This is a genomic window from Achromobacter sp. SD115 (assembly GCF_017355315.1).
GTDB lineage: Bacteria > Pseudomonadota > Gammaproteobacteria > Burkholderiales > Burkholderiaceae_B > Achromobacter > Achromobacter xylosoxidans_B.
The window spans coordinates 172,072-186,572 of sequence record NZ_JADIJM010000011.1 but is presented as its reverse complement, the minus strand read 5'-3'; the positions used below and the strand labels follow the sequence as shown (position 1 = coordinate 186,572).

Sequence of the window (14,501 nt, the reverse complement as noted above, 5' to 3'; positions counted from 1 at the left end):
TGCATCAAGCCACCCGCACTCCCCCGATAGACACCACAGTCGCGCTAAATCCCTTCAGCAACTCCTCCCTCCGCAAAGCCACCCTCTCCATCGCCGCCTCCTTCACATGCCCGTATCCCCGGATATCCTCGGGCAAACTGGCCAATGCCACCGCACGCTCCAGGTTCCCGCGATTCAATTTCGACAAGATCGCCGTCGTCGTCTCCCGGTACTCGCGGATCAGCTCGCGCTCGGCGCGGCGCTCGGCCGTGTAGCCGAACGGGTCCAGCTTCGTTCCGCGCAAGCCGCGCATCCGCGCCAGCACACGGAAGACGCGCAACATGCCCGGACCGTAGCTGCGCTTGATCAGGTGGCCGTCCTTGTCGCGCCGCGCGAACAGCGGCGGGGCCAAGTGGAAGCGCAGCTTCCAGTCGCCTTCGAACTGCGCCTGCACGCGCTTGAGGAACTCGCCGTCTGAGTACAGCCGCGCGACTTCGTACTCGTCCTTGTAAGCCATCAGCTTGAAGTAGTAGCGCGCCACCGCCAGCGCCAGCCGGTTGGTGCCCGTGGCCTCGCGCTCGGCCTTCGCCACTTTGTCCACCAGCTCGGTGTATTGCCGGGCGTAGGCCACGTTCTGGTAATCGGTCAAGAAGGCTTTGCGCACCGCCACCAGCCGCTCCAGCTCGCCCGTGGGCTGCTTCAGTTCCAACACCGGGCTGGCGGCGCGCGGGCGCTTGAGTTCGATGATGCCTTCCGGTTGCGACGGAGCGCCGCCGTTGGCGATCAGGCGCTTCACGTCCGCCAGATCGTGCGCCGCGCGGCGCCCCCAGGCGAAGGCGGCGAGATTGTTCGGCACCTGCTGGCCGTTCAGTTCGATGGCGCGCAGGAGCGCCTCCTGCGACAGCGGAATCCAGCCCTTCTGGTAGGCGTAGCCCATCATGAGCGGATTGGAATAGATCGCATCGCCCAGCAGGCCCACGGCCAGCGCGGCGGCGTCGACGGCGGCCAAGTGCTCCTTGCCGCAGGCGGCCACCAGGTCGGCGGTCAGGGCCGCGCCCGGCAGGGCCCAGTCCGGATTGCTGACGAAGGCGGCGGTCGGCGCGGTGTCGCTGTTGAGCAGCACGCGCGTGCGATCCGGATTCAGCCGCGCCATCGATTCCGCGCTGGTGGCCACGACCAGGTCGCCGGCCAGCAGCAGGTCGGCTTCGCCCATGGCGACCCGCGTATTCAGCAGGTGATCCGGCGTCCGCGCCAGCACCACGTGCGAATACACGGCGCCGCCCTTCTGCGCCAGGCCCGCCATATCCAGCACCGAACAGCCCTTGCCCTCCAGGTGTGCGGCCATGCCCAGCAGCTGGCCTATGGTGACCACGCCCGTGCCGCCCACGCCGGCGATGAAGACACCGTAGGGCTGGTGCAGTTCACGCGCGGCCGGGTGTGGCACGTCTGCGTCGATGGCGCCGTCCTGCTCCAGCGCGCCTGGCTTCTTGAGCTTGCCGCCCTCCACCGTCACGAAGCTGGGGCAGAAGCCCTTCAGACAGGAGAAATCCTTGTTGCAGCTGGACTGGTTGATTGTGCGCTTGCGGCCGAACTCGGTGTCCAGGGGTTCCACCGACAAGCAATGCGATTTCTGCGAACAGTCGCCGCAACCCTCGCACACGCGCTCGTTGATGAGCACGCGGCGGGCCGGGTCCGGGTAGGCGTTGCGCTTGCGGCGGCGCCGCTTCTCGGTGGCGCAGGTCTGGTCGTAGATCAGCACCGATACCGCGGGATGCTCGCGCAGTTCGCGCATGACCGCATCGAGCTCGTCCCGGTGCCGCACCGGCACACCGGGCGCCAATCCTTCGATCTGCTTGTACTTGTCAGGATCGTCGGTGACCACCACGATTTTCTCGATGCCTTCGGCGGCCATCTGGCAACTGATCATCGGCACGCTCAAGGGACCGTCCACCGGCTGTCCACCGGTCATCGCCACCGCATCGTTGAACAGGATCTTGTAAGTGATCGGCACCTTGGCCGCTACCGCCGCGCGTATCGCCAAAAGGCCCGAATGGAAGTAGGTGCCGTCGCCCAGGTTGGCGAACACGTGCTTTTCCTCGGTGAATGGCGCCTGTCCCACCCAGGGCACGCCCTCGCCGCCCATTTGCGTGAACACATCGGTGCTGCGGTCCATCCACCTGACCATGTAGTGGCAGCCTATGCCGGCCATCCCGCGCGAGCCTTCCGGCAGGCGGGTCGAGGTGTTGTGCGGACAGCCCGAACAGAACCAGGGCTTGCGCTCTTCGACCACGCGCGGGCGCGCCAGCTCCTGTTCGCGGCCGCTGATGAAGGCCAGGCGCGCCTCGATGCCGGCGCGCACGTCCCCCGGCAACTCGAAACGCAGCAGGCGCGCGGCGATGGCGCGCGCCACCATGGCGGGCGAGAATTCGTAGTGCGCCGGCAGCAGCCAATTGCCTTGCGGCACCGACCATTCGCCGCCGTCCTTGTCGTCGAACTTGCCGACCACGCGCGGAATCTTCTTGCCGCTGCCGATCCAGCTGAACAGTTCTTCCTTCAGCTGATACTCCAGCACCTGGCGCTTTTCCTCCACGACCAGGATCTCGTCCAGGCCTTCGGCGAAGCGCTGCATGCCGGTGGATTCCAGCGGCCAGACCATGCCCACCTTGAACAGGCGCAGGCCGATGCGCTGGCACACGGCCTCGGACAGGCCCAGGTCGGACAGCGCCTGGCGCGTGTCCAGATAAGCCTTGCCGGACGTCATGATGCCGAAGCGCGCGTCGCGTTGCGGCACCTGCCAGAGTTCTCGGTTGAGCTTATTGGCGCGGGCATAGGCCAACGCGGCATAAAGCTTGTAATCGAGCAGGCGGGCCTCTTGCTGCAGCGGCGTGTCGGGCAGACGGATGTTCAGGCCATCGGCCGGCAGCTGGAAGTCCCGCGGCAGCAGGATCTCCACGCGATGCGGATCCACGTCCACGGAGGCGGAGACTTCGACGATATCGGTGATGCACTTCATGCCCACCCAGACGCCCGCGTAGCGGCTCATCGCCCAGCCATGCAGCCCGTAGTCCAGCACCTCCTGCACGCTGGAAGGAAACAGCGCCGGAATCATGCAGGCCTTGAGGATGTGGTCGCTCTGGTGCGGCAAGGTCGAGGACTTGGCGGGGTGGTCGTCCCCCGCCACCACCAGCACGCCGCCATGGCGCGAGGTGCCGGCGGCGTTGGCGTGCTTGAAAACGTCGCCGCAGCGGTCCACGCCCGGCCCCTTGCCGTACCACATGCCGAAGACGCCGTCGTACTTGGCGCCCGGAAACAGATTGACCTGCTGCGAGCCCCACACCGCGGTGGCGGCCAGGTCTTCGTTGATGCCGGGCTGGAACTCGACGTGGCGGGCCTTCAGGTATTTGGCCGCCTTCCACATGTTCTGGTCCACACCGCCCAAGGGAGAGCCGCGATAGCCGGACACGAAGCCCGCCGTGTTCAGGCCGGCGCGCGCATCGCGCACGCGCTGCATCATGGGCAGGCGGACCAGGGCGTGGATGCCGCTCATCCAGGCGCGCCCGGATTCCAGGGTGTACTTGTCGTCCAGCTGGACGGATTCGAGCGCGGCACGCAAGGCAGGCGAAACAGGAGCGTTCATGTCGACTCCAAGGGATCCAGGAACCCCTGCCGGCAACGCGCGACACCCTCTTGAAGCGCACGCGGGCGAGCAAGGGACGTGAATTGCGGGCGCTGGCGCGCTTCTGTTTCCATTGGTTGTAACCTCTCGCCCCACCCCCGGCAATAGGGCGATGCGATAATTGCCGCCATGGACTTCGCCCCTCGTATCGTCGACTGGCAACGCCGCCACGGCCGCCACGATCTCCCCTGGCAAAACACCCGGGATCCTTACCGCATCTGGCTCTCCGAGATCATGCTGCAGCAGACGCAGGTGGCGACGGTCATCCCCTACTACGAACGCTTCCTGCAGCGCTTTCCCGACGTGGCCGCGCTGGGCGCAGCCGCGCAGGAAGACGTAATGCCTTATTGGGCCGGGCTGGGCTACTACGCCCGCGCCCGCAACCTGCACCGTTGCGCACAGGAGATAGCACGCGACTGGGGCGGCCGCTTCCCGCCCACGGCGGAAGCCATCGCCACGCTGCCCGGTATCGGCCGCTCCACCGCGGCGGCCATCGCCGCGTTCGCCTACGGCGAGCGCGCGCCCATCCTGGACGGCAACGTCAAGCGCGTGTTCACGCGGCACTTCGGCATCGCCGGCGACCCGACCAAGCGCGAAGTCGAACAAAAGCTGTGGGCGCTGGCCGACGCGCAAGTCGAGGCCGCGCCCGGCCTGGACATGGCCGCCTACACGCAAGGCCTGATGGATCTGGGCGCCACGCTATGCACGCGCGGCAAGCCCGCCTGCGATGCGTGCCCGGCGGCAGACAGCTGCGTGGCCAGGCGCGAAGGCCGCCAGGCCGAACTGCCCACGCCCAAGGCGCGCAAGGCGATCCCGGAACGCGAGACCTGTATGCTGGTCCTGCGGCACGAAGGCGCCTTCCTGCTGCAACAGCGGCCCGAGCCCGGCATCTGGGGCGGGCTGTGGAGCCTGCCCGAGTTCGACGTGTCGCAAGACCCGGACAGCGCCTCGCGCGCGTTGGGCCTGGAACCGGAACAGCGCTTCGAGCTGGCCGCCTTCGCCCACACCTTTACGCACTACCGCCTGCACATCCGGCCCTGGCTGGTGCCGGTGCGCGCGGCCGGCCTGCGCGAATCGGCAAGGCCGGAACGCTGGGTGCAGGCGGAGGAACTGGCGTCGGTGGCGCTGCCCGCGCCGGTGAAGAAGCTGCTGCAGGGGCTGGTCGAAGCGGGCATGCAGGACAGCCTCTTCAAGGGCTGAGCGGCGGCAACGCAACGGGTTCAGTTGGTCCGCGGCAAGTTGGCCGCCTTGATGGCCCGGCCCATCTGCTCGTATGTGGTACCGACCATATTGGCGTAGTCCTGCCCGGACAACCACACCGGATCCACGCCCAGTTGCTTATAGGTCTGCTGCAGGCGATCAGAGGCCACCGCCGTTTTCGTGGACTGCTCCAGCCGGGTTCGGACCGACTCGGGCGTGCCCTTGGGTACCGCCAAGCCCAGCCAGGAATCGATCTCGACGTCGTAGCCAACCTCTTTCAGCGTGGGCACGTCCGGGAATTCGGGCCAGCGGATCGGACTCGCGGATGCCAGCAGGCGCAAACGGCCGGACTGGATGTAACTAGTCACGTCCGAGGGGTTCTGGACGATGGCATCGACCTGTTTTCCCAGCAGGGCCGAGACCGTCTCGCTGCCCGATTTGTACGACACCTGCTCAAACTTGGCGCCCGTGACGCGGCCCAGGTCGAACATGGCCAGATTGTTGGGCGCGGAAGGCGCGCCAAAGAATATGCCCGGGCCTTGCTTGGCGGCTGCGACCAGATCGGCGACAGTCTGGTAAGGAGAATCCGCCCGCACCACCACGCCATAGCGGTAGCGGCCATAAGCCGCGACGAAGTCGAAGTCACGGGCAGCGTACGGTATCGTCATCAGGTGGGGCATGATGGCGATGGACGACAGCGTCACGACGCCCACGTTATAGCCGTCGGCCGGCTGCTTGGCCACATAGGCCGGGCCTATGGTGCCCAATGCGCCCGGCCGATTGAATACCACTACCGAGCGTCCAAGGTCCGCCTCCATCGCGCGCGCCAACTCGCGACTGGCGACGTCGGTGTTGCCCCCCGCGCCGTAGTTGACGGTCAGCGTGACCTCCTTGTCGGGCCATGCCCAGGCCGGCGCCGCTGCGGCGCACAGCGCAGTCGCAGCGGCAAGCGCCGCCAGCTTTGATGCTCCTTTCATGCTTGTCTCCTTTGGTTTTTTATGTCGGGCTGCCCGGTCAAGGCATGTAGAAGCCGCCGTTGATATCGAGGATTGCACCGTTGATGAAACCAGCCTCTTCCGCGGCCAGGAACACCATGGCGGCAGCCACCTCCTCCGGCGTACCCAGGCGGCGCACCGGAATCTGTGCCGCATAGTTCTCGTTTACCGAAGGCGCGGCCTGCTGCGCCATCTCGGTCAGGATGCGGCCCGGCGTGATTGCGTTGGCCGTGATGCCGTGCGGCCCCATCTCCGCGGCGATCGCGCGGGTCAAGCCCAGCACGCCCGCCTTGGACGCCATATAGCTGCCGCCCGCCACCAGGGATTTGGCCCGGCCAGCCAGCGAGGACACATTGACGATGCGCCCCCAACCCTGGTCTCGCATGGCGGGCAGCACCATCTGGCACAGCCGCAATATGGAGGTGAGATTGACCTGCAACACGGACTCCCATTCCTGCGGATTGATGTCCAAGATGCCCGAGGAAGTGCCGTTTGCCTGCTTGGGCGAAATGCCGGCGTTATTCATCAGCACCGACACCGGCCCCCACTTTGCGCGCACGTTTTCAACCAGCGCCTGCATCGATGCGTAGTCGGTGACATCGGCGCGCTCGGTGCGCAGCTGCGCGCAAGAGCCGCCCAGTTTTTCGGCATCAACGCCCTCGCGGCTGACCGCCACGACGCGGTAATGCTTGGCCAGCAATTGGCGAACGACTTCCAGCCCTATCCCGCGTCCGGCGCCGGTCACCAGCGCGACTCTGCTCGGATCCTTTTTCATGCCTGCCCCGCTGTGAAGAAGGTGATGGGAGGAAAGGCGTTTTCGTCGCACATAACCTCGATCAGGGTGGTCTGTTCAGCACGGCGGGCCTCTCGCAACGCGCCCGCCAGATCGGACGGCGATTCGATACGCACGCCCAGGCAGCCGGCTGCCCGCGCTACCGCGGCATGATCCACCGGGTGGAAATGCACGGCGGAAGTATGGGCGCCGAACTTCACGTTCTCGGCATGCTTCTGAAAGCCCAGGATGCCGTTGTTGATCACCACCAGCGTCACCTTGATGCCCATGCGCCTTGCGGTTTCCAGTTCCGACCAGACGTGGCCGAAGCCGCCATCTCCCACCACGCAGACCACATGCGCGCGCGGCCGCGCCACCTTGGCTCCCATGGCCATCGGGAAGCCCCAGCCCAACCCGGCCAGACCCCGCGGCGTCAGGAAGCGCATGCCCGGCGCCAGGGACGTCAGATAGTTGGCGATCCAGATCGACGAATAGCTGGCATCCGCGACCACGATCGTGTCCTGGTCCACGTCCTGCCGGATTTCCTCCAGCAGGCGTTCAGGACGGATCGGCTGCTGGTCCGACAGACGTACCGCGCGTGAGGCTTCCCACGAAGATGCGCGGCCGGCCTGGATGGCGGCCTCGAGTCCGGCGCGGCGCGATTGCGCGGCCGACAGGTCGCGGTTCGCAAGCGCGCGCTGCAAAGCCAGCAGCGTTTCCCTCGCGTCGCCCGCCAGGCGCAGGGCTTCGTAATTGCGGCCGATCTCGCCGCCGTCGACATCGATATGGATGTAGCGGGCATTCTTCGGATAGAGCTTCCAGGAATCGGTGGCGTTCTGGTTGGTCCGCGAACCGACCAGCAGCACCACGTCGGCATCGGCAACCAAGGGGCGCAGATCGCGGCTGGCGCTGTTCGGACCCATGAAATAGCCGACTACTCCCAGGGAGAGTGGATGCCGCTCATCCACGCTGCCTTTGCCCATCACGGTGGTGCCTACCGGCAGGTGCGCCGATTCCTGCAGAGCAGCCAGGGCGTGGCAAGCGCCGGAAACATGTACGCCGCCGCCGGCAATTACCACTGGCCGCTGCGCCGCGGCCAGCAGGTCGGCGGCGGTCTGGACCGCCTCATCCGCCGCCACATTGCGGTCCAGCGGAAAGTGGCCCAGGTTCGCGTGGCGCTGCGTGGCGGCCGCGGCTTCGTTGAGCAGATCGGCCGGCAACATCAGCGCCACCGGCCCCGGCCTGCCCGAGCAGGCCATGGCGAAAGCTTGGTCCACGTAGTCCTCGACCCGGGATGCCTCGGTCACCCGGCGTACCCACTTGGTGCAGGAAGAAAACAGGCCAATATGGTCAAACTCCTGGAAGGCGTTCTTATCCGTCTGATCGCGGTTGACGTCCTGCACCAGCGCGATCACCGGTATGGACACTTTCAGCGCTTCGGCCAGCGGCGGCACCAGCAAGGTGGCCGCCGGGCCGTTTTGGGCGGTCACGATGGCGGGCTTGCCGGTGACTCGGGCATAGCCATCGGCCATGTAGCCGCCCGCATTCTCGCTGCGATACGCGACCTGGGTCAGCCCCAGTTCCTCGCAAGCCAGATGCAGCATGCTGGGCAGGCTCTGCCCGAACACATGCGTCACGCCGTGCCTGATCAGGGCCCTTGCGATCAGGTGGGCCACGGTCCCTTGATGGGTGAGGCCGGGTGCGGCCAGGGGGTGCAGCGCAGACATTTCATCTACTTTTATATTTTATAAAATATAGGCCGCATAAATTTCACGGTCAATAAGTTTATTTTTTATAAAATGTAAAAGGTCCATGTGAGGACGGTAAGATTGGGGCTGCGCAGGAAACCTCGCGCTGAACTTCGCGGCCCGGCCGACCAGGAATACAGGATGACGATCAATTTGGCGCCGATGCAGCGGGAAAACATGACCGCTCGCATTTATCGGGAAATCAAGCAAAAGATCATGATGGGCGAGCTGCGTCCCGGCGACACCATCACCCTGCGTTCGATCACCGACACCTTGGGTGTGAGCCAGACTCCCGTGCGGGAGGCGCTGCTGCAACTCGTGTCCGAACGGGCACTGACGCTCAGCCCGGGCAAATCAGTCAAGGTGCCGGAACTTACCGTGGCGCAACTGCAGGAACTGCGCAGCATCCGCCTGGAACTCGAATGCTTCGCCGCGCGCCGCGCCGTGCCGCACGCCACGCCGGCATTGATTGCCGAATTGCGCGGCATACACGCCAACCTGATGGCCAGCCGCGATCAGCAGCTCATGGCTCCCGTGCTGGCGCGCAACTTCGATTTCCACTTCGCGCTGTATTCCGCTGCGCAGATGCCACACCTGCTATTCATGATCGAAAACCTATGGGTACAGACGGCGTCCTATCTGTCTTACCTGTACACGCCACCTTTCCCGGTATTGCCCGACGGGCATCCCCATGAGGGCATTATTGCGGGCCTGGAAGCCGCCGATACGGAAGCGGTAGTGCGCGAGATCCGCCGCGACATCGAAGGCCATGGCGAATTCCTGATCCGCTATCTGACGGAACACGGCCTGGTGAAGTAGACGCGGCCGCGTCCGGCAGCAAGGCTTCCCCGCTACTCGCCCCCGCCCAGCAGCATCACCAGCTTCAGATCCGGATGCGTCGCCAGCCGGAACGTGATCTGCTGGTAGGCCAGCTTGCCGCGGCCCGGATGCTGGAATTCACGCAAGCCGCCTTCGCGCTCCACCACCGCGTGGCGCGTCCACCAGTGGGCGAACACCGCGCTCTGGCGGTTCAGGTTGTCCAGCAGCGCCAGCACGGCCGGCTCGTCCAAATGCGCGCCGGCGTCGGCGCGGAATTCCGCCACCACGCGGCGGGCGCGCTGGTCCCAGTCCACCACCAGTTCGCGCGCGGCGGGGTCCAGGAAGATGTAGCGCAGCAGATTGGGTTCGGGGTCGCGCGCCGGCCAGTTGTCGAACAGCTCGCGCAGCGGCTCGTTGTACGCCAGCAGGTTCCAGGCGCGGTCCAGCACGTAGGCCGGGGCATTGATCGCATTCACGCATTCCTGCAAGGGCCCGGGCGCGCCCGCATCGTCGCGGCCGTGCTGAGGGTCGGCGCAGTCGGCCAGGTCGAACAGATAGGCGCGTTCGGCGCGGGCCAGTTGCAGCACGCCCGCGATGCGCGACCAGACCGAAGGCGACACCGACACCTCCCGCCCCTGCTCGATCCAGGTGTACCAGGTGACGCTGATGCCGCACAGTTGGGCGACCTCCTCGCGCCGCAGCCCGGGCGTGCGGCGGCGCATGCCTTCGGGCAGGCCGGCCATCTGGGGCGTGATGCGGGAGCGGGCGCTGCGCACGAATTCGCCCAGCGCCTGGCGCCGCAAGGGAGAGCCTTCATGACCGGCGGCGCCGGTTTGGGGGGAAGTAGTCATACCAGGATGAGCAATGGACTTGTACGTGTATGGGCAGCCGCCTATCTTAGCGCCTGGGCCGCCGCTTCCAAACGCTTTCCTCATCCGTAGCGGGCCCAGCCACCCAAGGATTCCTCATGACCGCCAGCACCCATGACGCCGCCGTCGACCGCCAATTCAGCCCGCGCGCGACCGCCTACCTGACCAGCGCCGTACACGCCCAGGGCGAAGACCTGTTGCAAATGGCCGGCATCGCCGCGCAGCACCCCGCAGCCCGGCTGTTGGACCTGGGTTGTGGCGGCGGCCATGTCAGCTTTCACGTCGCGCCGCACGTCAAGCACGTCACCGCCTATGACCTGTCGCAGCAAATGCTGGACGTGGTTGCGGGCGAGGCCGCCAAGCGCGGGCTGGCCAACCTGGCCACCTGTCAGGGCAAGGCCGAATACCTGCCGTTCGACGACGGCGAGTTCGACCTGGTGATGTCGCGCTATTCCACCCACCACTGGCAGGACGCCGGGCGCGGCCTGCGCGAAGCCTTCCGCGTCCTCAAGCCTGGCGGCATCGCCGTGTTCGCCGACGTGGTGTCGCCGGGCGAGCCGCTGCTGGATACCTGGCTGCAGACCATCGAGGTATTGCGCGACACCTCGCACGTGCGCGACTACTCGGTCGCCGAGTGGACCCGCATGCTGACCGAGGCCGGCTTCACTCTGCAGGGCCTGGCGCCGCGCCGCCTGCCGCTGGAGTTCCAGTCCTGGGTCGCGCGCATGCGCACGCCGGACACGCTGGTGGCGGCATTGCGCCATATGTCCGGCATCGCGCCTGACGTGGTGCGCACGCACTTCGAGGTGCAGGACGACGCGTCCTTCACCAGCGACACGGCCACCATCGTGGTGAGAAAGCCTGGCTGATTCCTCCGCTGCGGCGGGACCCGCTCGACAGCGCCCGCTCCGACCTGTATAGGTACGGATTCGACAGAATCCCACAGGTAAGGAAGCGCCATGTCCGATACGTCCAACCAGCCATTGGCCGCCGCGTCCCCGGCGGACCTGACCGTCACCGAGGCCGTGGCCCTGATCCGGCAGGGCAGGCTCACCAGTGTTGCGCTGACCCAGGCCTGCCTGGACCGCATCGACGCCCGCGCGGACCTCAACGCCTTCATCACCGTGGACCGCGCAGGCGCGCTGGCCCAGGCCCGCGCCCGCGACGCGGCCCGCGGCCAGGCTGATGAGGCCGCACTACCGCTGGCGGGCGTGCCGATCGCCATCAAGGACAACATTCACGTCGCCGGCCTGCCCAACACGGCGGGTACGCCCGCCTTGAAGGACTTCCGTCCGGCCGAGGACGCACCGGTAGTGCGCCGCCTGCGCGAGGCCGGCGCCGTCATCATCGGCAAGACCAATATGCACGAACTGGCGTTCGGCGTGTCGGGCTACAACACCGCCTTCCCCGGCGCGCACGGCGAGGGCACGCGCAACGCCTATGACGCCAGCCTGATCGCGGGCGGCTCGTCCTCGGGCAGCGGCGCGGCGGTGGGCGCACGCATGACACCGGCCGCGCTGGGCACGGACACGGGCGCATCGGTGCGCCTGCCGGCGGCGGTGAACGGCGCGGCCGGCTTCCGCCCTTCGGTGGGGCGCTACGACGGCGCCGGCATCACGCCCATCTCGCATACCCGCGACACGCCGGGACCGATAGCCAACAGCATGGACGACATCGTGCTGCTGGATGCGGTGCTTGCCGGAGATCCGCAGCCGCTGTCCGCGCTGCCGCCGGCCAGCATGCGCCTGGGCCTGTGCGGCTACTTCTGGCAAGGCCTGGACCCGCAGGTACAGGCCGTGACGGATGCCGCACTGGCCAAGCTGCGCGCGGCCGGCGTGCAACTGGTGGAACTGGACATGCCCGGCCTGGAGGCCAGCAACGCCGCGGTGGGCATGCCGGTCTGCCTGTATGAACAGAAGGGAGACCTGACGGACTATCTCAGCCGCTACGCAACCGGCGTCACCTTCACGCAGGTGGTGGCGCAGATCGCCAGCCCGGACGTAAAAGGGATCTTCGACGGCCTGATCGTGCCGGGCGTGCTGCCCCTGCCCTCGGGCGAAGTGCTGCCGCTGCAACCCCTCTATGAACGCGCCATGGCGACGCATCGCGACGAGCTCATCAACGTGTATCGCCGCGCGTTCCAGGACCATGCGCTGGACGGCCTGTTGTTTCCCACCGTGCCGATCCAGCCGATGGCCGCGACACCGGACGCCAGCAGCTTCGAAAGCTTCGGCCGCCTGGCGCGCAACGTCGACCCGGGCAGCAACGCCGGCCTGCCCGGGCTGAGCGTGCCCGCGGGCTTGTCGGCGGACGGACTGCCGGTGGGATTGGAGGTTGATGGACTGCCGGGCGAGGACCGCAAGGTACTGGCGGTCGGACTGACGCTGGAGAACGTGCTGGGCCGGTTGCAAGGGCCGGGACGCTCCGGCGGCTGACAAGCGCTTCATGCAAAGAAAACGCCAGCCTGTTTCGTGGGCTGGCGTTTTCTTTGGCGAGGCGGTGGACTGCGTGGGCACTAGCCTTTCAGGCAGGTGCTCATGAACGTCTTGCGCTTGTCGCCGGTCAGCTGCTGCGAGGTAGCCTTGGCGTTGCAATCCTTCATCTTCTGCTGCTGCGGCGTGAGCTCCTTGGCGGGCGCGGGGGCTTCGCCCTTCAGGCAGCTGCTCATGTAGGTCTTGCGCTCGTCGCCCTTCTTGCCTTCCGCCGACTTGTTGCAGTCGGCCATGCGCTGCTGCTGCGGCGTGGGCGTCTTGGCGGGTGCGGAGGCCGCAGGGGTCTGGGCAAACGCCGCGCCGGCGAAACAAGCGGTCAACAGAAAGGCCGAGGCCAATTGGCTGGTACGGGAAAGCATGGATTCCTCCCTTGGCGCCCGCGCGCCTGGATTCAGTCGCAAAGGCGGGCCGCACGATCCGCCGGCCCAATCGCCGGCCCGGTCATGATCGAACAAACCCGAACCCTGCGCAAGAGTGCGGAAAGTCAAGAATCGCCAAGGCCTTACGCGGCCCTGAACCGGCGCGTGACCTCCCTCTGCGCAAGCCAGGCTCGCCGGCGAATTTGCGACCAATCCCAGCACCCTGTTACCCATTCATCCCTTTGCCCCGTTGTGTACAGGACGGGAAAGGTGTGAGATAAGCATGCCCCCAGTCCAGAGGCGGCGACGACCGCCCTGCGGGTGAAAATGGCGCCCGCACCGCGGCTGCCCAGGAGACCACAATGAAACTTGCCCTTGCTTCGCTCGCGCTGCTTGCCGGCCTGTCTGGCGCCGCCGGCGCGCAGGGCCTGGTCTATGGCGTCACGCTGGGCAATGTCCAGGCGGTACGCGACGTCAACCAGAACGTGTCAGCCATCACCGGCCTGCTGTCCAACCAGTCCGCGCGGCACGTCAATAGCGCCATGCTCACCTTCGTGCTGTACGACGCGCAGGGCCGCGAGATCGGCCGCGTGCACGACGATGTTGTCGGCCCGCTGGCGCCCGGCCAGATCAAGCAGATCCGGGCCGTCACGCCGCTGCAGTTCACCCGCGTCACTGCGCTGGGCGTCGACGCCCGCTAGCCTCCCCTACGGCCTGCACCAGAACGGCGCCCATGCCGCGAGTCCGGTTGCCCGGCGGCAAAAAACCCTGATTCGCGCAGGGTTTAGACAGCGTGGCGCAAGGTCAAATATGGGAAAATTCCGTTTGTCGACTCAATAAAAGGGGCTTCCACACGAAGCCCCTTGTTGCGTGCGCCGACGCGCCAGCACGCCTGGCTCCAGCTACGAGGAAGAAAAGATCATGTTTCCAAAAAGACTCACCGAAGGCTATCAATCTTTCCTGGGGGGCCGTTTCCCTTCGGAAAGCAGCCGATATCAAAAGCTGGCCGAATCGGGACAAAACCCGGAAATCCTGATCATCGGGTGCTGCGACTCGCGCGTGTCGCCTGAAGTCATCTTCGACGCCGGCCCCGGCGAGATGTTCGTTGTGCGCAACGTCGCGAACCTGGTCCCGCCCTGTGACCCTGACTCGGAATCCTCGTACCACGGCACCAGCGCCGCGATCGAATTCGCGGTCAATGGCCTGAACGTCAAGCACATCGTCGTCCTGGGCCACGCCTCCTGCGGCGGCATCCGCTCCTTCTTCGACGATGCCAAGCCCCTGACCAAGGGCGATTTCATCGGCAAGTGGATGTCGCAGATCGAGCCCGTGGCCCAACGCCTGGGCCCCGGCACCGGCGACCGCCAGGCCAACCTGAAGCGCCTGGAACTGGCCACGGTCGAACACAGCCTGAACAACCTGATGACTTTCCCGTCCATCCGCCGCCGCGTGGAAAAGGGCGACCTGGAACTGCACGGCACCTACTTCGGCGTGGCCACCGGCCTGCTGTATCTGCGCGACCCCGCGACCGGCGAATTCAAGCCCTGCCTGGAAACGCCTGCGGCCGGCTAAGGCGCGGCCGCAGGCGTGCC

12 protein-coding genes are annotated in these 14,501 nt (G+C 66.5%); 6 read left to right on the top strand and 6 right to left on the bottom strand.

What is annotated here, in order from left to right; all coding sequences use genetic code 11:
* Positions 1-4 precede the first annotated feature (4 nt).
* Complete coding sequence (locus IPU70_RS17495) at positions 5-3,616, bottom strand: indolepyruvate ferredoxin oxidoreductase family protein (protein WP_207469007.1); 3,612 nt, start codon at positions 3,614-3,616, stop codon at positions 5-7.
* 168 nt (positions 3,617-3,784) lie between these two features.
* On the opposite strand from IPU70_RS17495, the gene mutY reads away from it, so the two are divergent.
* Positions 3,785-4,855: an A/G-specific adenine glycosylase gene (gene mutY / locus IPU70_RS17490; RefSeq protein ID WP_207469006.1), complete on the top strand. Its 1,071-nt coding sequence runs from the start codon at positions 3,785-3,787 to the stop codon at positions 4,853-4,855.
* A 20-nt stretch (positions 4,856-4,875) separates the two neighbouring features.
* Here mutY and IPU70_RS17485 read toward each other — a convergent pair whose 3' ends face one another.
* From IPU70_RS17485 to IPU70_RS17475, 3 genes are read right to left on the bottom strand one after another with little or no spacing between them, the layout of a single operon-like run.
* Positions 4,876-5,832 carry a tripartite tricarboxylate transporter substrate binding protein gene (locus IPU70_RS17485; RefSeq protein ID WP_207469005.1) on the bottom strand — a complete coding sequence of 319 codons (957 nt, stop codon included), beginning with the start codon at positions 5,830-5,832 and terminating at the stop codon, positions 4,876-4,878.
* Between the two features lie 37 nt (positions 5,833-5,869).
* Positions 5,870-6,625: a 3-oxoacyl-ACP reductase gene (locus IPU70_RS17480; protein ID WP_207469004.1), complete on the bottom strand. Its 756-nt coding sequence runs from the start codon at positions 6,623-6,625 to the stop codon at positions 5,870-5,872.
* Entirely contained in the window at positions 6,622-8,349 is a 1,728-nt protein-coding gene (locus tag IPU70_RS17475; RefSeq protein ID WP_207469003.1) for an acetolactate synthase catalytic subunit, read from the bottom strand. Before IPU70_RS17475 ends, IPU70_RS17480 begins: the two co-directional genes overlap by 4 nt.
* Positions 8,350-8,511: 162 nt before the next feature.
* On the opposite strand from IPU70_RS17475, the gene IPU70_RS17470 reads away from it, so the two are divergent.
* Complete coding sequence (locus IPU70_RS17470; protein ID WP_207469001.1) at positions 8,512-9,189, top strand: GntR family transcriptional regulator; 678 nt, start codon at positions 8,512-8,514, stop codon at positions 9,187-9,189.
* A gap of 32 nt (positions 9,190-9,221) precedes the next feature.
* Here the strand turns inward: IPU70_RS17470 and IPU70_RS17465 are convergent, their stop codons facing one another.
* Positions 9,222-10,040 carry a helix-turn-helix transcriptional regulator gene (locus IPU70_RS17465; protein WP_207468999.1) on the bottom strand — a complete coding sequence of 273 codons (819 nt, stop codon included), beginning with the start codon at positions 10,038-10,040 and terminating at the stop codon, positions 9,222-9,224.
* 116 nt (positions 10,041-10,156) lie between these two features.
* Here IPU70_RS17465 and IPU70_RS17460 point away from each other — a divergent pair, with 116 nt between their 5' ends.
* Positions 10,157-10,927 (top strand): class I SAM-dependent methyltransferase, encoded by a 771-nt coding sequence (locus IPU70_RS17460; protein WP_207468997.1) that lies wholly within the window; start codon positions 10,157-10,159, stop codon positions 10,925-10,927.
* 90 nt (positions 10,928-11,017) lie between these two features.
* Positions 11,018-12,493: an indoleacetamide hydrolase gene (gene iaaH, locus IPU70_RS17455; protein WP_207468996.1), complete on the top strand. Its 1,476-nt coding sequence runs from the start codon at positions 11,018-11,020 to the stop codon at positions 12,491-12,493.
* An 80-nt stretch (positions 12,494-12,573) separates the two neighbouring features.
* On the opposite strand, the gene IPU70_RS17450 is transcribed toward iaaH, so the two are convergent.
* A complete protein-coding gene (locus IPU70_RS17450; protein WP_207468994.1) occupies positions 12,574-12,909 on the bottom strand; it encodes a PsiF family protein in 336 nt (111 codons plus the stop codon).
* Positions 12,910-13,271: 362 nt separating this feature from the next.
* On the opposite strand from IPU70_RS17450, the gene IPU70_RS17445 reads away from it, so the two are divergent.
* Both IPU70_RS17445 and IPU70_RS17440 read left to right on the top strand, forming a co-directional pair.
* Complete coding sequence (locus IPU70_RS17445) at positions 13,272-13,610, top strand: FxLYD domain-containing protein (RefSeq protein ID WP_207468993.1); 339 nt, start codon at positions 13,272-13,274, stop codon at positions 13,608-13,610.
* Positions 13,611-13,830: 220 nt separating this feature from the next.
* The gene (locus IPU70_RS17440; RefSeq protein ID WP_207468992.1) at positions 13,831-14,481 is read left to right on the top strand and encodes a carbonic anhydrase; all 651 of its coding nucleotides are present in this window, start codon (positions 13,831-13,833) and stop codon (positions 14,479-14,481) included.
* Positions 14,482-14,501 lie beyond the last annotated feature (20 nt).